We start from the raw sequence: 15,535 nt of genomic DNA, 5'->3' as shown, positions 1-15,535 counted from the left end.
CGTCTCCTTCAGCGCAGGAGGGTGGTCAATGCCTGCACCACCCGCTCCTGCTGGTCATCGGTCATGCCGTGGAAGAGCGGCAGGCTCAGGGCCTCTGCGTAGTAGCGCTCGGCCTCGGGGAAGTCGCCCGGGGCGAAGCCCAGCCGCTGGTAATGAGGCTGCAGGTGCACCGGGATGTAGTGCAGGTTGACGCCGATGCCCGCGGCCCGCAGCCCCTCGAACACTTCGCGGTGGCTGCGGCGGATGGCGTCCAGCCGCAGGCGCACCGGGTAGAGGTGCCAGGCCGAGTCGGCCCCCTCCTGGCGCCCCGGCAGACGCAGCGGCAGGTCGGCGAGCAGCTCGTCGTAGCGCTCGGCCAGGGCCCGGCGACGGGCGACGAAGGCCTCCAGGCGCTGCAGCTGGGAGAAGCCGAGGGCGGCCTGCAGGTCGGTCATGCGGTAGTTGAAGCCCAGCTCCAGCTGCTGGTAGTACCAGGGGCCGTGGCTGGCTTCGGTCATGGCAGCCGGATCGCGGGTGATGCCGTGGCTGCGCAGGCGCCGCAGGCGCTCCGCCAGGTGCGGGTCCTGGGTGGTGAGCATGCCGCCCTCGCCGGTGGTGATGATCTTCACCGGGTGGAAGCTGAACACGCTGATGTCGGCATGGGCGCCGCAGCCCACCGGGCGCCCGCGGTAGGCGGCGCCGACGGCGTGGGAGGCGTCCTCGATCACGCGGAAGCCGTAGCGCCGGGCCAGTGCGGCGATGCGCGCCATGTCGCAGCTCTGCCCGGCGAAGGCCACCGGCACCAGCACCTTGGGCAACCGGCCGCGCTGCTCGGCCTGGGCGAGGCGAACCTCCAGCAAGTCCACGTCGAGGTTGAGGGTGCACGGTTCGATGTCGACGAAGTCCACCTGGGCGCCGCAGTAGAGCGCGCAATTGGCACTGGCGACGAAGGTGTTGGGGCTGGTCCAGAGCCAATCCCCCGGGCCCAAGTCGAGGGCCAGGCAGGCGATGTGCAGGGCTGCCGTGGCGTTGCTGACGGCGATGCCGTGGGCGGCCTCGCAGCGGGCGGCGAAGGCGTCCTCGAAACGCTCGATGGCCGGCCCCTGGGTCAGCCAGTCGGAGTTGAGGGTCTCGACGACGGCGTCGATGTCCGCCTGGGAAATGCTCTGGCGTCCGTAGGGAATCATGCTCAGGACCAGGCCTCGGCCAGCTCGCGCAGCTCGGCGACGCTGAGGTAGTGGGGATTGCTGTCGGAGACGTACTCGAAGCCCTCCTCCACGGCCCGCCCGATCCCTCCCAGGCCGTCACAGGCGTAGTCGTACTGCATGTTGAAGTTGATGGAGGGGGCGATGACGAAGTGGCTGTCGAATTCCCAGGTGTGGGAGCTGTCATCGCGGGAAATCATCATCTCGTGCAGCTTCTCGCCAGGGCGGATGCCCACCAGGCGATGGGGCAGGCCCGGTGCGAGGGCCTCGGCCAGGTCGGTGATGCGTGCGGAGGGGATCTTCGGCACGAACAGCTCGCCGCCCTGCATGCGCTCGAAGCTGCGCATGACGAAGTCGACGCCCTGGTCGAGGGTGATCCAGAAGCGGGTCATGCGCGCATCGGTGATCGGCAGCTCGCGGGCGCCGTCGGCCAGCAGCTTGCGGAAGAACGGCAGCACCGAGCCCCGCGAGCCGACCACGTTGCCGTAGCGGACGACGGCGAAGCGGGTCTGGTGATCGCCGGTGATGTTGTTGGCAGCGACGAACAGCTTGTCGCTCAGCAGCTTGGTGGCGCCGTAGAGGTTGATGGGGCTGGAGGCCTTGTCGGTGGAGAGTGCCACCACTTTCTGCACGCCGTTGGCGATGGCGCCGTTGATGATGTTCTCGGCGCCGCCGACGTTGGTGCGGATGCATTCGGTGGGGTTGTATTCAGCCGCCGGTACCTGCTTGAGGGCTGCGGCGTGGACCACCAGGTCGATGCCGCGCAGGGCCTGCTGAACGCGGTCGGCGTCGCGCACGTCGCCCAGGAAGTAGCGCATGCAGGGGGCATTGAACTCCTGCTGCATCTCGTACTGCTTGAGTTCATCCCGCGAGAACACCACCACGCGCTTGGGCTGGTAGCGCTGGAGCAGGCTGCGGATGAAGGAGCGACCGAACGAGCCGGTGCCTCCGGATACGAATACGGACTTGCCATCGAACATGCGTGTTCTCCCCTGCCCTGCCGCCACCGGCTTCGCCGACGGCCCTGCGCCTGTCGTGCTGACGGAATTATGGCGTTCTATTCGGTTTTCAGGTCACGAAGCAAGCATGGTGCCAACCCACCGGAATGCAAGGCGGCGCCGTGTCCCAGGGACAGGGCGCCGCCAGCAGTGCACAAAAGGTCGGTCAGTTGAGGAAGTTGAACAGGCTCAGGCCGTTGATCTTGACGAAGCTCTGCTGGGCCGCCTGCAGGATGGTGGACTGCATGGTGAGGCGCGAGATGGCCTCGGCATAGTCCAGGTCCTCCAGCTCGGATTGCACGGCCTTGTTCACCAGGCTGACGTCGTCGACGAACCCTTCGGTGGTCTCCAGGGTGTTCAGGCGCGCACCGATGGAGCCCTGCACGGCAAGCACCTTGGTGTTAACCGCTTCGAGGTTGGACAGTGCCACCGCCACCGAATCACGAATCTGCAGGTTCCCAACCGGGCCATCAGAGGAGGATTGAAGGGCCTTGCGCAGGTCGGAGACCACGTTCAGCAGCCCACGCTTCTCCTGGGAAGGGTTGCGGTTGATGCTGAAGTCGTCGCCAGTGGCGGGCTTGCCGTCGATCTGCACCTTGACGCCGCCGTAGGTGACGAAGTTAGGGGTGGCGCTGTTGGTATCGAACGCCCCGGTAGCCAACTGCCCAGTCGGCGGCGTGGCGGGGTTGTAGGTGGTCCAGTCGTAAGCCGGCGGCAGGGTGGCCGGGTTGTAGACCACGTAGTTCTGGGAATCGAGGAAATGGATGCCGATGGCATCGGTGGCCGCTGGCGGGTTGCTGGCGGGGAAGAGGGTGTCGTAATCGACCTTGTCCACCACCAGACCCTGGGCGATACGCGCGGTACTGCCGGTACCGACGGTCCCCTGGGAGGTGGTCACGCGGTTGGCGTTGAACACGTCCTCGAACAGCGCCTTGCCGTTGTCACCCAGGGCGAGGAAGGTGCTGCTGGCCACCTGCACTTCGCGCCGCCCCTCGTCACCCAGGTAGCTGTAGGTGCCGTCGGCATTGCGGACGAACGGCGCGGTGTCGGCCTGGGAGCCGCCAAACAGGTACTTGCCGCTGGAGTCACGGCTGTTGAGCAGGCTGAGCAACTCGTCCTCGCGCTGTTGCAGCTCGGTGCCCAGAGCTGCCTTGTCGGTGGAGTCCTGGCCACCGTCGCCCGCCTGTACGGCAATCTCGCGGATGCGCTGCAGCACGTTGCCCACCGAGGTCAGGACGGCCTCTTCGGCATTGAGGCTGTTCTTGGCGGCGGTGATGTTCGACTTGTACTGGCCGTTCAGCGACTCCTCCTGGCTGAGCTGCAGGAGGCGCACGGACGCCACCGGGTCGTCAGCCGGCGTGAGGAGGCGCTTGCCGGTGCTGATCTGTTCCTGGGTGCGGGTGACGTTGGAGTAGTTTCGCTGCAGGCCGGCAACCTGGTTGTTGAAGGCCTGGATGGTGGAGATTCTCATATCGCATCAGCCTCAGTTGAAGGCGCCGATCAGGGTATCGAACAGCGCCCGCGCAACTTGAATGACCTGGGCATTGGCATTGTAGTACTGCTGGAACCGGATGAGGCTGGCGGCCTCTTCGTCCAGGCTCACGCCCGACAGGGAGTCACGGCTGTCCTGGGCCTGCTTCTGTACCGCCTCGGAAGAGGCCGCGTTGACCCGCACCTGGGACGTGAGCGCACCGACCTTCTCCACCAGGGCGCTGTAGGAGTCGTTGTAGGTGGCGCTGGTGGCACCGATGTTGACCGTCTGCTTGGTCTGCAGCCCCACCAGGGCGAGGCCGTTGCGGTTGTCTGCGGTGCCCTTGGTGTTGAAGGCCAGGGTGAAGCTGTCGCCGCCCTGGGGAATGCCCGAGACGGTGAACTCGTAGGTGTAGCTGTTGTTGGTGGACGGGTCGGTGTAGTTCAGCCGCAGGGTGTTGTTCTGCCCGGGGGTCAGCGCCGTGGTGGACGGCGAGACGTAGCTCAGGGTCGCGCCGGGCGGCAAGGTGCCGGTCAGGGTGTTGGTGGTCGAATCGAACGTCAGCTTGCGACCGGTGGTGCCGAACAGGTCCTGCAGGTCGGTGAGGTCGATGGGCGACGGACCGTTGATCAGCGCCGGCTGCCCGATGGCGCCGGTACCCCGGTTGTTGGTGGTGGCTTCGGCGCGGGCCGAACCGGCGAACGCCAACTGGTCGGCGGACTGCAGCGTCGCGCCGAAGTCGGCAGCGCCGCGACGGGTCGGCTGCAGGGTGAAACGGTCACCGGCGGCCGGCAGTGCGTTCAACTGCACCTGGAAACCCTGGTTGACGCCCGAGGCGTCGGCGAAGCTCAGGGTGTAGGGGCCGGTGCCGGTGACCGTGACGGTCATGCTGGCGCTGTCGGACAGGCGCAGCGCGGTGAAGTTGGTGCCGTCGAAGTCCAGCCGGTAATCGCTGGAGGTCATCTGGCTGGTGTTGGTGATGTTGAGGACACCACTGGCCGTACCGGTGTTGGTGGTGGCCGCCAGTACACGCAGGGATGCCGCCTGGGCCGAGTTGATATTGGCGAAGAGCGGGCTGCCGGCCCGACCAACCAGGTCCAGGCCCTGGCCCAGTTGCTTGTTGACCGTGTCGCTGATGGTGATGGCGAGCTGGCCCAGGGCGTTGTAGGACTGGTCCAGCGCCGTATCACGGTAGGCAATCAGCCCGCCCATCTCGCCGCCGGTCACCTGGTCGGTGACGATCTGCGAGACGCCGCCGGTGATGAGCTCGATCTGGTAGCGCGACGGATCGTTGACGCCCGGCGAGGCTTTCAGGGTGGAGGCGGAGTTGCCCACCACCAGCGGCTGGCCGGTGCCGATGAACAGGCTGAGGGTGCCGTCCTTCTGCTCAAGGGTCTTCACGCCGACCATCTCGGAGATCTGCCGGATCGCCTCTTCGCGAGCGTCCAGCAGGTCGTTGGGCTCGGCGCCGTTGGCACGCGCCTTGGCGATGGCGTCGTTGTAGGAGGCGACGTTGGCGGCCAGAGAGTTGATCTGGGTGGTCAGCGCACCGAGCTGGCTGTTGATCTGTTCGTTCTGTTTGTCGAACTGGCTGTAGAGCGTGTTGAAGGTGTCCGAGAGGCTCTTGGCCTGGGACAGCACGGCCTCGCGCCCGGCCAGGGACGCCGGGTCCTGGGAGGCGGTCTGCAGCGAGGTGAAGAAGCTCTTCAGCGCCGGGCTGATGCCGGTGGTGGTGCTGGACAGCAGCGAGTCGAGCTGTTCGATCTGGCTCTTGAATGCCTGCAGCTCGCTGTTCTGGCTGGTGGCTGTGCGCAGCTGCGAGGTGAGGAACTCGCTGGCCAGGCGGCGCACATCCGTCACCTGGCTGCCGGAACCGATGTAGCCGCCGCCGGTGAACTGCGGGACGTTGGTCTGCTGCACCGTCTGCTGGCGCGAATAGCCGGGCGTATTGACGTTGCTGATGTTGTGCCCGGTGGTGGTCAGCGAGGTCTGCGTGCTGCGCAGGCCGGACAGGCCGATGTAGAGAAGGTCAGCCATTGCTCATCCTCATGAGTTGGGCACCGAACCGACCGATGCGACGGCCTGGTAGGTCTGCATCTGGCGCGCGATCTGCGTGACCTTGCGGGCGTACTGCGGGTCAGTGGCGTAGCCGGCCTGCTGCAGTTCGCGCACGAAGCGCTCGGGTTTGTCGGTCACGGCCAGTGCGTCCTGGTAACGGTCATTTCCCTGCAGGAAGCTCACGTAGTCACGGAAGCTCTGCCGGTACGAGTCGTAGGCGCGGAACGAGGCCGCTTCCTTGACGGCTTCGCCGTCCTTGTATTCGGTGGTCACGGCGCGGGCCGACTGGCCGTCCCAACCGTGGGACTTGATGCCGAACAGGTTGTGGCTGCTGCTGCCGTCCTGCTGGCGGATGATGGATTTGCCCCAGCCGGTCTCCAGTGCAGCCTGAGCCACCAGGAAGCGCGGATCGACGCCGATGCTCTTCGCCGCCTCCTGGGCCATGGGCATCATGGTGTCGATGAATTCCTGCGGCGAGCTGAACGCGGGTTTGCCCGGCGCCAGCGGCGGCTGGGCGATGCGCCGGCCAATCACCGCGTTGTCGCCGTCCACCGAGGCCACGCCGCGCTCGGGCGCGCCATAGGACTTAGCCGGCAACCAGTCGGAACCGGCCAGGGCCTGCTTGCCGTCTGCAGCACCCGCGGGCGGGACGATGCCGGCCAACAGGCGGTCGGTGAAGCGGCTGGGCAGGCTGATACGGCGCTGGGCCAGCAGTTTGGAGTCGTCCCGGCCCGCCTCCGGCGCAGCCACCGGGCTGCTGCCCTTCTGCGGCCACTGGGCTCCGGCGGTCTCGGCCACCTGGGCGAAGGGGTTGGCCTTGCCGGTGGACTTGGTCTTGCTCAGCTGGCGGGTCAGCACATCGGCCAGGCCGATGCCGTGGCCCTTGGAGATGGTGACCGCAAGCTGCTGGTCGTACATGTCGCGGTAGGTCTTGCTCTCGTTGCTGTTGAGGAAGTTGCCTTCGGCGAAGACGTCGCCGGCGGCACGCATGGACTTCAGCATCTCGTTGACGAACAGCGACTCGAACTCCTGGGCGACCTTCTTGACGTTTTCCTCGCCGTCGCGCCCCTTGCCCACCTTGAACTGGGCCATGCGGTTCAGGTCGGTGAAGGCACCGGAGTCGATGGCCCCGCGCGTGGCGAGGCCCGTAGTGAGCCTGGAGTCCATGATCGCTACCTCAGATCACGATCAGGTCAGCCTGGAGGGCGCCGGCTTGCTTGAGCGCCTCGAGGATGGCCATCAGGTCGGAAGGAGACGCCCCCACCTGGTTGACCGCGCGGACGATCTCGTCCAGCGAGGTACCGGGAGCGAACTTGAACATCGGCTTCGCCTCCTGGTCGGCCTTGACCTTGGAACGCGGTACGACGGCCGTCTGCCCGCCGGACAAAGCGCCCGGCTGGCTGACGATGGGGTCTTCGGTGATGGTGACGGTGAGGCTGCCGTGGGTGACGGCGGCCGGCTGCACGCGCACGTCCTGGCCGATGACGATGGTGCCGGTGCGCGAGTTGATGATGACCTTGGCCACGGCCTTGCCGGATTCGATTTCCAGGTTCTCGATCACCGAGAGGTAGTCCACGCGCTGGTTCGGATCCAGCGGGGCGCTGACCCGTACCGAACCGCCGTCGAGGGCCTGGGCAACGCCTGGGCCGAGCAGTTCGTTGAGCTTGTCGACGATGTTCTTGGCGGTGGTGAAGTCCGGGCGGTTGAGGTTCAGGGTCAGGGTGTTGCCCTGGTCGAAGCCGCTCGGCACCGGGCGCTCGACGGTGGCACCGGCGGGAATCCGGCCGGACGACGGGACGTTGACGGTGATCTTGGAGCCGTCGCTGCCCTGGGCGTCGAAGCCACCCACCACCAGGTTGCCTTGGGCGATGGCGTAGACGTTGCCGTCGATGCCCTTCAGCGGGGTCATCAGCAGGCTGCCGCCGCGCAGGCTTTTGGCGTTGCCGATGGAGGAGATGGTCACGTCCAGGGTCTGGCCGGGCTTGGCGAAGGGCGGCAGGTCGGCATGGATGGAGACGGCAGCGACGTTCTTCAGCTGCACGTTGCCCGAACCCGCCGGCACCTTGATGCCGAACTGCGCCAGCATGTTGTTGAAGGTCTGCAGGGTGAAGGGCGTCTGGGTGGTCTGGTCGCCGGTGCCGTTGAGGCCCACCACCAGGCCGTAGCCGATCAGCTGGTTGTTACGCACGCCCTGAATACTGGCCAGGTCCTTCAGCCGCTCGGCATGAGCGAGGGTGCTGGCAAGCAACAGGCAAAGGGCTGCGGTGAATCGTTTCATGTCGCGCTACCTGCTCAGAACGGCCACAGCGGGCTCATGAAGAAGCGGTCGAACCAGCCCGGCTGGCTGGCGTCGGCAAAGGCGCCGGTGCCCGAGTAGGTGATGCGGGCGTCGGCCACGCGGGTGGAAGACACGGTGTTGTCGGTGCCGATGTCGTCCGCACGCACCAGGCCGGCGATGCGTACCAGTTCGTCGCCGGTGTTCAGGGTCAGCCACTTCTCGCCGCGTACGGCGAGGATGCCGTTGGGCATCACCTCGGAGACGGTGACGGTGATGGAACCGGTCAGGCTGTTGCTCTGCCCTACCTTGGAGGTGCCGTTGGCGTCACGGGTGCCGTTGTAGCCGGCGGACAGCGTGAGGTCTTCGGCTTCCAGGGGGTTCAGCTTGGTGCTGGGGTTGCTGATCGAGACGCCGCCGCCGAACAGGGAGGTCAGGCCGATGTTGGCCTTGCTGTTCTTCTGGATCTGCGAGTTGGCGTTCTTGCTGGCCTGGGTCCGCTCGTTGAGGGTGATGGTGATGATGTCACCCACGCGGTAGGCCTTGCGGTCGTTGTAGAGGTTGGTCTCGAACCCGGGCTGGTAGATGGCGCCGTTGTTCTGCGCGGCCGGCATTGGGGTGCGGGGCAGCACCGGCGCGTAGTACGGGTCGTTCGGCTTGGGCGGCGGCGCGACGCACCCAGCGAGGAGCTGGGTGGCGAGCAACGGGGCGATGATGAGCAGCCGGTTCATGACAACTTACCTCGGGGCGTTACAGGTTCTGCGAGATGTAGCCGAGCATGGAGTCGGCGGTGGAGATGACCTTGGAGTTCATCTCGTAGGCACGCTGGGTGGTAATCATGTCCACCAGCTCCTCCACCACGCTGACGTTGGAGTTCTCCAGGGTGTTCTGCAGGACGTTGCCGAGGCCGGTGAGGCCCGGGGTGCCGACCTGCGGCGCACCGCTGGCGGCGGTCTCCAGGAACAGGTTGTTGCCGATGGCCTGCAGGCCGCCGTAGTTGACGAAGTCGGCGGTCTGGATGTTGCCGATCACCTGGGGCGTGGGGTTGCCGAAGGTGGTCACCGAGGCGGTGCCGTCCTCGCCGACGGTGAAGGTCTGGACCTGGGCGGGCAGGACGATGGCCGGCTCCAGGGGGTAGCCCTGGCTGGTGACGATCTGCCCGTCGGAGTTCAGGTGGAAGCTGCCGTCGCGGGTGTAGGAGACGGTGCCGTCCGGCATGAGGATCTGAAAGAAGCCGCGCCCATTGATGGCCAGGTCCAGCGGCTGCTCGGTGGTCTGCAGGCTGCCCTGGGTGAAGATCTTCTGGGTGCCGGCGATGCGCACACCGGTACCCAACTGCAGGCCGCTGGGCAGTTGGCTGTCCTGGGTGCTCTGGGCGCCGGGCTGGCGGCGGATCTGGTAGAGCAGGTCCTGGAATTCGGCGCGGTCGCGCTTGAAGCCGGTGGTGGAGACGTTGGCCAGGTTGTTGGAGATGGTGGTCAGGTTCATGTCCTGAGCCGCCAAACCCGTCTTGCTGACCCAAAGTGCCGGAATCATCGTCATTCTCCTCGGGCGCCGAAGTCATGGCGCCGCGTACTGGTTGTTAGCTGAGCTGCATGACCCGTGCCATCGCCGCGGCGTCGTCCTCGGCGGTGCGCATCATCTTTACGTGCAGTTCGAATTGACGGGACAGGGAGAGGATCGCAGTCATCTCCTCGACGGCATTGACGTTGCTCGCCTCGAGGAAGCCCGAGGTGAGCTTGACCGTGCCATCCACGTCCGCCGGCTGTTTGTTCTTGGTGTGGATCAGGCCATCGAGGCCCTTCTCCAGTTGCTTGGGATCGGGGTTGACCAGCTTGATGCGGTCCACCTCGGCCATCACGTTGGGGGCCTCGCCCAGGGCGCGGATGCTGATGGTGCCGTCGGCACCGATCTCCACCTTCTGCTCCGGCGGGATGGCGATCGGCCCAGCGTTGCCGATAACCGGCAACCCATTGCCGGCTCGCAGCTGGCCGTTGGCGTCCACCTGGAGGCTGGCGGTGCGCACGTAGCCTTCGCTGCCGTCCGGCGCCTGCACGGCGATCCAGCCCTCCCCGCCGATGGCGATGTCCATGTCGCGCCCGGTCTCCTGCAGGGCACCGGGGGTGAAGTCGGTCCCGGGACGTTCGCTCATGGCGAACACGCGCGCCGGGAAGGTGTCGCCGAACACGGGCATGGAACGCGCCTGTTCGAAGTCGCGACGGAACCCGGTGGTGGACACGTTCGCCAGGTTGTTGGCATGAGCGCGCTGGGCCAGGGTGTTCTGGCTGGCACCGGTCATGGAGATGTAGAGCATCTTGTCCATGGAGGTCTCCAAGGTGGGCTTTTGACGCCCGCATTGCTTTGCAGGGTCTACAGCAATTGCTGTGCCAGGCCCGCAAAATAGAGACAACTCATTGACGAATAAGGAAAAAGCAAAAAGAAAAAGGCCTCACATGGAGGCCTTGGAATGCCGTGGCGGCGAGGGGATGCCGCCAGCGGCAAGGTCGCCGCCACCCTTTTGACGGGCGGCGGCCACTCACTCAACGCAGGTTGATGATGGTCTGGGTCACCGCGTTCTCGGTCTCGATGGTCTTGGCGTTGGCCTGGTAGTTGCGCTGCGCCACGATCAGGTCGACCAGCTCGGTGGAGATGTCCACGTTGGAAGACTCCAGGGCACCGGACTGGAGAGCCCCCAGGGTGCCGGCACGCGGGGTGCCGATCACCGGCGCACCGGATTCGGAGGATTCGACCCAGGAGGTCTTGCCCACCGGGGTCAGGCCCTGGACGTTGGCGAAATTCGCCAGGACGACCTGGCCCTGGAGCTGGGTCTGACCGTTGGTGTAGCGGGCGTAGATCATGCCCTTGTCATCGATCTGCAGACCGGCCAGTTGGCCGGTGGTGTAGCCATCCTGGGCCACGCTGGCGACAGCGAAGGCGCTGGAGAACTGGGTGGAGCCGCGGATATCGAAGGTGATGCTCGGGGCGGCAGCGGCACCGTTGGCACTCCACACCGGCGGGGTGGCGCCGTTGGACACGGCCGGCACCCAGCCGTTGATGCCCAGGGTGCCGTCGGCGTTGACGGCGAAGCCGCCGGTGTTGGCGAAGGTGGAGGTGTCCAGCTGGCCGGAGGTGGTGAAGCCCACCGGCGTGCTCATGGGCGTGGTGGAGGCCGGGTTGGTGGGGTTACGGCCATCGATCAGCACGTTCATGGTCCAGGTGTTCGCCGGTGTGGCCGATTTGACGAAGTACTGGGTCATGACGTGGGGGTTGCCCTGGGAGTCATAGATGTTGACCGAGGTCGAAGAGTTGTAGCTCTTCGGGTCGGCCGGGTTGAACGGCGACACCGTCGGCGGGGTGTTGCTGGAGTTCAGGTTGAACGGCTGGGTGATGGTGGCGGTGGCCTTGGGCTGCTGGTTGTTGGTCTTGATGGTGAGATCACCCACCACACCGCTTTGCAGCGCACCACTGGCATCTACCGTGTAACCCTGGAGACGGTAGCCGTTGTTGTCGACGATGAAGCCGTTCTTGTCGGTACCGAAGTAGCCGGCACGGGTGTAGCTGACGGCGCCGTTGTTGCTGGTGACGAAGAAACCGTTGCCGTTGATGGCCAGGTCGAGGGCGTTTTCGGTGTAGTCGATGGTGCCCTGGTTGTAGAGCTGGGCGACGTTGGCCAGCAGCACGCCGCTGCCGATGGTCTTGCTGCCGGAGCCCAGCACAGACGCCGAGTACAGGTCCTGGAATTCACCACGGGACTGCTTGAAGCCCACGGTCCCGGCGTTGGCGATGTTGTTGCCAGTGATGTTGAGGTCACTGGAGGCGGCGCGGATGCCGCTGAGGCCGATGTTGAACGACATGGGATGCTCCTGTTGCGCCGACAGCGTCGACGATTACTTACCGATGACCTGGACCTTGGAAAGCGCGATGCTGCCGAGCCCTGCGAGGTTGAGCGTCATTTCCCCGCCGTTCTGGCCCAGGGTGACGCTGTCGACGTTGGCCGGGAGGACGGTGCCCATGGCGACTGTCTTGCCATCGACCCCGGCCTCGGCCTTGAAGGTGTAGGTGCCCTTGGCAACGGCGTTGCCGCTGGAGTCCTTGCCATCCCAGGTGAAGCTGACCGCACCGGCCTTCTGTGCACCCAGGTTGACGCGGTTGACGGTGTTGCCCTTCTCGTCCAGCACGTTGACGTAGAGGTTGGACGTGGAACTGGTGAGGCTGACGGTGCCGGTGAGCCCTTCGGCAGGATCGACCACGGCCTTGCTGGAGGGGACCATGACCTTGCGCCCGACCAGGGAGGACGCCTGCAGCGCCTGGGAAGACTGGGTGCTGGAGAGGATGGTGTTGACGCTCTTGTTCAGGTTGTCCAGGCCTTCGACGGTACTGAACTGGGCAAGCTGCGCCACGAACTCGCTGTTGGTCTGCGGGTCCAGCGGGTTCTGGTTGTTCATCTGTGCCACCAGCAACTGGAGGAACTGGTCCTTGCCCAGCTCCTTCGACTTGGTGGTTTCCTTGAGCTTGTATTGATCCAGTACCGAAGAACTGGTGGTGGCGCCTACGTCAACGCTCATCTTGTCGCTCCCTCACGCACTCACTGACCCAGGGTCAGCACGCGCTGCATCATCTGCTTGGCGGTGTTCATCATTTCGACGTTGGTCTGGAAGGCTCGGCTGGCGGAGATCATGTCCGCCATTTCCTCGACCACGTTGACGTTGGGGTAGTAAACGTAGCCGTCCGCGTTGGCAGCGGGATGGTTCGGCTCGTAGCGCGGCACCAGCGCGCTCTGGTCTTCGACCACGCCCAGCACCTGGACGCCGCGACCGGACTCGTCTTCGGGAGCGAACAGAGAGCCCTGGTCGTTGCCCTGGCCGTTGAGCTGGCTCTGGTACATGGTGGCGAACACCGGGTGGCGGGCGCGGTAGGTCTTGTCGATGCTGGAGGACACGGTCTCGGCGTTGGCGATGTTGCTGGAGACGGTGTTCAGCCGGGTGCTCTGGGCACTCATGCCGGTGCCGGCAATGTTGAAGACGCTGGACAGGGACATGGTCGTTCTCCTTACTCGCCGCGCAGTGCGCTGACGAGCCCTTTGAACTTGCTGTTGAGCAGGGTGAAGCTGGCCTGGAACTGCACGGAGTTCTCGGTGTAGCTGGACTGTTCCTGCTGCAGGTCGACGGTGTTCTGGTCGATCGAAGGCTGGAACGGGGTGCGGTACTTGAGGGACTCATCCAGCATGCCGGTGCCTTCGGCCGCGATATGGCGCGCGTTGGTCAGCGTGGCCTGGAAGGTGCCCTTGGAAGCCTTCTCCGCCTGCTCGGCGAGCACGGAGGAGAAGTCCAGGTCACGCGCCTTGTAGTTGGGCGTGTCGGCGTTGGCGATGTTGTTGGCCAGCACTTCGGCACGCTGGGTGCGGAACCGCAGGGCCGACTCGTGGATGCCAAGGGCGCTTTCGAAACTGATGCTCATCTCTTCCAACCTTTGCCGTGCGGCAATGACGGTTTGTCTGCCGGACATTCAGCAAGGGCTGTGCCAATTTTTAAAATCCTTTTAAAACAAAGGGTTGAGATGAATTCAGGACGACAGAACGGAGATCAGCGGTAAGGGCTTGCCGCTTTGCCAAGGTCAGGGTGGCAAGGCGGCAGAGGCGATTGCCGCCCAGCGGCAAAAGGCGGCACGACCGAATGGCAGGCACAAAAAAGGAGGCTTGCGCCTCCTTTCAGGATCACCACCGGTCACTTCACTTTGTAGATGATGCCCGGGTTGCACTGGACCATCTGGTAGAGGTCCGGCAGGCCGTTCAGCGCCTCGGAGGCCCCGAGGAACAGGTAGCCACCGGGTTTCAGGGTCGCGTGGATACGGGTGAGGATGTCCTTCTTCACATCGGCGGAGAAGTAGATCAGCACGTTGCGGCAGAACACGATGTCGAACTTGCCGAGGGAGGCGTAGCTGTCCAGCAGGTTCAGGGCACGGAATTCCACGCGATTGCGAATCGCCGGCTTGACCACCCAGCGTCCCGGCCCTTTCGGGTCGAAGAAGCGGGTGAGCCGCTCCTGGGACAAGCCACGCCCCATCGCCAGACTGTCGTATTCGCCAGCACGGCAGGCCGCGAGCATCGCCGTGGACAGGTCGGTGGCGACGATGCGCACACCAGCCTTGAGCTGGCCCAGGTTGGTCCGCTCGAACTCGTCGATGGCCATGGAGATGGAGAACGGCTCCTGCCCGGAGGAGCTCGCCGCCGACCAGATCCGCAGGGGCTGGTTCGGGTTGGCCTTGATCAGCTCGGGCAGGATGCGGCCCTTGAGCACTTCGAAGGGGTAGGTATCCCGGAACCAGAGCGTTTCGTTGGTGGTCATCGCATCCACGACCTGCTCTCGCAGGCCGCTGCGCGGGGCGTTCTGGATCTTCTGAACCAGCTCGCTCAGCGTCTTGATGCCGTTCTGTTCCATCAGCTTGTTCAGACGGCTGGAAACCAGGTACTGCTTATTGCTTCCCAGCAATATGCCGCAGGTTTTTTCCAGGAAAGTCCGGAACTGCTCGAAATCCAAGTTACCTGAAGACACTAGGGCCGCCTCATTCATATCTGTACCTGGGGAAGGAATCCCCCTCACGCCCCGTCCGCAATCCTGATCCGCTCGATCACCCTCGAAGCCAGCTCGTCAGGTCGGAACTTGGCGAGGAAGTCATCCGCGCCAACTTTCTTCACCATCGCCTGGTTGAATACGCCGGAGAGCGAAGTATGCAGGAGGATGTGCAGCTTCTGCATTCTCGGATCGCCACGGATCTCCGCCGTCAGGGTGTAGCCGTCCATCTCCGGCATCTCGATGTCGGAAATGATCATCAGGAGTTCTTTCTCCGGCGCCTTGCCCTGCTCGACCAGGTCATGCAGGTAGTTGTACGCCTGGCGGCCATCGTTCAACGAGACCACCTCCACCCCGACCGTCTCCAGGCAGCGGACCAGCTGCTTGCGCGCCACGGACGAGTCATCGACGATCAGCACGCGCTTGGTAACGGCGCTGGCCTGGGTCTCGTGATCGATCACGCCTTCGGAAATGACCTCCGAGGTCGGCGCGACTTCGGCGAGGATTTTCTCCACGTCGATGATCTCGACCAGGTTCTTGTCGACGCGCGTGACCGCGGTCAGGTAGTGCTCACGCCCGGTGCCCTTGGGTGGCGGATGGATTTCTTCCCAGTTCATGTTGATGATTCGCTCCACCGAGCGCACCAGGAACCCCTGAACCTTGCTGTTGTACTCCGTGATGATCACGAAGCTGTTCTTGAGATCACTCAGCGGCCTGCGCCCCGTCGCCATGGACAGGTCGAGGATAGGGATGGTCCCCCCGCGGATATTCGCCACACCCCGAACCACCGGGCTGGACTTGGGCATGATGGTGAGCTTGGGGCACTGGAGCACCTCCTTCACCTTGAACACGTTGATCCCGTAGAGCTGGGGTCCATCCAGCCGGAACAACAGCAACTCCAGGCGGTTCTGCCCTACCAGTTGCGTACGCTGGTTAACCGAATCCAATACACCGGCCATGCCAGGACTCTCCCCTTTTGA

General features: G+C 64.8%; 15 protein-coding genes. All 15 read right to left on the bottom strand.

Annotated elements, in window-relative coordinates; all coding sequences use genetic code 11:
• Positions 1-8: 8 nt before the first annotated feature.
• Complete coding sequence (gene pseC / locus FBY21_RS00815) at positions 9-1,166, bottom strand: UDP-4-amino-4,6-dideoxy-N-acetyl-beta-L-altrosamine transaminase (RefSeq protein ID WP_142007951.1); 1,158 nt, start codon at positions 1,164-1,166, stop codon at positions 9-11.
• A gap of 2 nt (positions 1,167-1,168) precedes the next feature.
• Complete coding sequence (gene pseB, locus FBY21_RS00810) at positions 1,169-2,164, bottom strand: UDP-N-acetylglucosamine 4,6-dehydratase (inverting) (RefSeq protein WP_069560343.1); 996 nt, start codon at positions 2,162-2,164, stop codon at positions 1,169-1,171.
• Between the two features lie 184 nt (positions 2,165-2,348).
• Positions 2,349-3,653, bottom strand: coding sequence for a flagellar hook-associated protein FlgL (gene flgL / locus FBY21_RS00805; protein WP_142007949.1), 1,305 nt, complete (start codon positions 3,651-3,653; stop codon positions 2,349-2,351).
• Positions 3,654-3,665: 12 nt separating this feature from the next.
• Positions 3,666-5,690, bottom strand: coding sequence for a flagellar hook-associated protein FlgK (gene flgK, locus FBY21_RS00800; RefSeq protein ID WP_142007948.1), 2,025 nt, complete (start codon positions 5,688-5,690; stop codon positions 3,666-3,668).
• A gap of 9 nt (positions 5,691-5,699) precedes the next feature.
• Entirely contained in the window at positions 5,700-6,878 is a 1,179-nt protein-coding gene (gene flgJ / locus FBY21_RS00795; RefSeq protein WP_142007947.1) for a flagellar assembly peptidoglycan hydrolase FlgJ, read from the bottom strand.
• A gap of 10 nt (positions 6,879-6,888) precedes the next feature.
• The gene (locus tag FBY21_RS00790; protein ID WP_142007946.1) at positions 6,889-7,989 is read right to left on the bottom strand and encodes a flagellar basal body P-ring protein FlgI; all 1,101 of its coding nucleotides are present in this window, start codon (positions 7,987-7,989) and stop codon (positions 6,889-6,891) included.
• Positions 7,990-8,003: 14 nt separating this feature from the next.
• Positions 8,004-8,717, bottom strand: coding sequence for a flagellar basal body L-ring protein FlgH (gene flgH / locus FBY21_RS00785; RefSeq protein ID WP_044408227.1), 714 nt, complete (start codon positions 8,715-8,717; stop codon positions 8,004-8,006).
• A gap of 19 nt (positions 8,718-8,736) precedes the next feature.
• Positions 8,737-9,522, bottom strand: a complete 786-nt coding sequence (flgG, locus tag FBY21_RS00780) for a flagellar basal-body rod protein FlgG (protein ID WP_044408230.1) — start codon at positions 9,520-9,522, stop codon at positions 8,737-8,739.
• Between the two features lie 46 nt (positions 9,523-9,568).
• Positions 9,569-10,309, bottom strand: a complete 741-nt coding sequence (locus FBY21_RS00775; protein ID WP_107329970.1) for a flagellar basal body rod protein FlgF — start codon at positions 10,307-10,309, stop codon at positions 9,569-9,571.
• Between the two features lie 217 nt (positions 10,310-10,526).
• The gene (gene flgE, locus FBY21_RS00770; RefSeq protein ID WP_044408236.1) at positions 10,527-11,840 is read right to left on the bottom strand and encodes a flagellar hook protein FlgE; all 1,314 of its coding nucleotides are present in this window, start codon (positions 11,838-11,840) and stop codon (positions 10,527-10,529) included.
• Positions 11,841-11,873: 33 nt separating this feature from the next.
• A complete protein-coding gene (gene flgD, locus FBY21_RS00765; protein ID WP_044408239.1) occupies positions 11,874-12,551 on the bottom strand; it encodes a flagellar hook assembly protein FlgD in 678 nt (225 codons plus the stop codon).
• A 20-nt stretch (positions 12,552-12,571) separates the two neighbouring features.
• Positions 12,572-13,024, bottom strand: coding sequence for a flagellar basal body rod protein FlgC (gene flgC, locus FBY21_RS00760; protein ID WP_074968172.1), 453 nt, complete (start codon positions 13,022-13,024; stop codon positions 12,572-12,574).
• An 11-nt stretch (positions 13,025-13,035) separates the two neighbouring features.
• Positions 13,036-13,443 (bottom strand): flagellar basal body rod protein FlgB, encoded by a 408-nt coding sequence (gene flgB / locus FBY21_RS00755; RefSeq protein ID WP_074968174.1) that lies wholly within the window; start codon positions 13,441-13,443, stop codon positions 13,036-13,038.
• A gap of 266 nt (positions 13,444-13,709) precedes the next feature.
• The gene (cheR, locus tag FBY21_RS00750) at positions 13,710-14,537 is read right to left on the bottom strand and encodes a protein-glutamate O-methyltransferase CheR (protein ID WP_044408248.1); all 828 of its coding nucleotides are present in this window, start codon (positions 14,535-14,537) and stop codon (positions 13,710-13,712) included.
• Positions 14,538-14,581: 44 nt separating this feature from the next.
• Positions 14,582-15,514, bottom strand: coding sequence for a chemotaxis protein CheV (locus FBY21_RS00745; RefSeq protein ID WP_044408250.1), 933 nt, complete (start codon positions 15,512-15,514; stop codon positions 14,582-14,584).
• Positions 15,515-15,535: the final 21 nt, after the last annotated feature.

Source organism: Pseudomonas sp. SLBN-26 (genome assembly GCF_006715895.1).
In the GTDB taxonomy this organism is placed as follows: Bacteria; Pseudomonadota; Gammaproteobacteria; order Pseudomonadales; family Pseudomonadaceae; genus Metapseudomonas; species Metapseudomonas otitidis.
Note: the sequence above shows the minus strand (reverse complement) of the source record. Positions and strands in the feature narration are given on the sequence as shown.

Bases quoted from the DNA above. Each gene is read 5' to 3' on its own strand.
- pseC (WP_142007951.1), bottom strand. From the start codon at position 1,166: ATGATTCCCTACGGACGCCAGAGCATTTCCCAGGCGGACATCGACGCC.
- pseB (WP_069560343.1), bottom strand. From the start codon at position 2,164: ATGTTCGATGGCAAGTCCGTATTCGTATCCGGAGGCACCGGCTCGTTC.
- flgL (WP_142007949.1), bottom strand. From the start codon at position 3,653: ATGAGAATCTCCACCATCCAGGCCTTCAACAACCAGGTTGCCGGCCTG.
- flgK (WP_142007948.1), bottom strand. From the start codon at position 5,690: ATGGCTGACCTTCTCTACATCGGCCTGTCCGGCCTGCGCAGCACGCAG.
- flgJ (WP_142007947.1), bottom strand. From the start codon at position 6,878: ATGGACTCCAGGCTCACTACGGGCCTCGCCACGCGCGGGGCCATCGAC.
- FBY21_RS00790 (WP_142007946.1), bottom strand. From the start codon at position 7,989: ATGAAACGATTCACCGCAGCCCTTTGCCTGTTGCTTGCCAGCACCCTC.
- flgH (WP_044408227.1), bottom strand. From the start codon at position 8,717: ATGAACCGGCTGCTCATCATCGCCCCGTTGCTCGCCACCCAGCTCCTC.
- flgG (WP_044408230.1), bottom strand. From the start codon at position 9,522: ATGATTCCGGCACTTTGGGTCAGCAAGACGGGTTTGGCGGCTCAGGAC.
- FBY21_RS00775 (WP_107329970.1), bottom strand. From the start codon at position 10,309: ATGGACAAGATGCTCTACATCTCCATGACCGGTGCCAGCCAGAACACC.
- flgE (WP_044408236.1), bottom strand. From the start codon at position 11,840: ATGTCGTTCAACATCGGCCTCAGCGGCATCCGCGCCGCCTCCAGTGAC.
- flgD (WP_044408239.1), bottom strand. From the start codon at position 12,551: ATGAGCGTTGACGTAGGCGCCACCACCAGTTCTTCGGTACTGGATCAA.
- flgC (WP_074968172.1), bottom strand. From the start codon at position 13,024: ATGTCCCTGTCCAGCGTCTTCAACATTGCCGGCACCGGCATGAGTGCC.
- flgB (WP_074968174.1), bottom strand. From the start codon at position 13,443: ATGAGCATCAGTTTCGAAAGCGCCCTTGGCATCCACGAGTCGGCCCTG.
- FBY21_RS00745 (WP_044408250.1), bottom strand. From the start codon at position 15,514: ATGGCCGGTGTATTGGATTCGGTTAACCAGCGTACGCAACTGGTAGGG.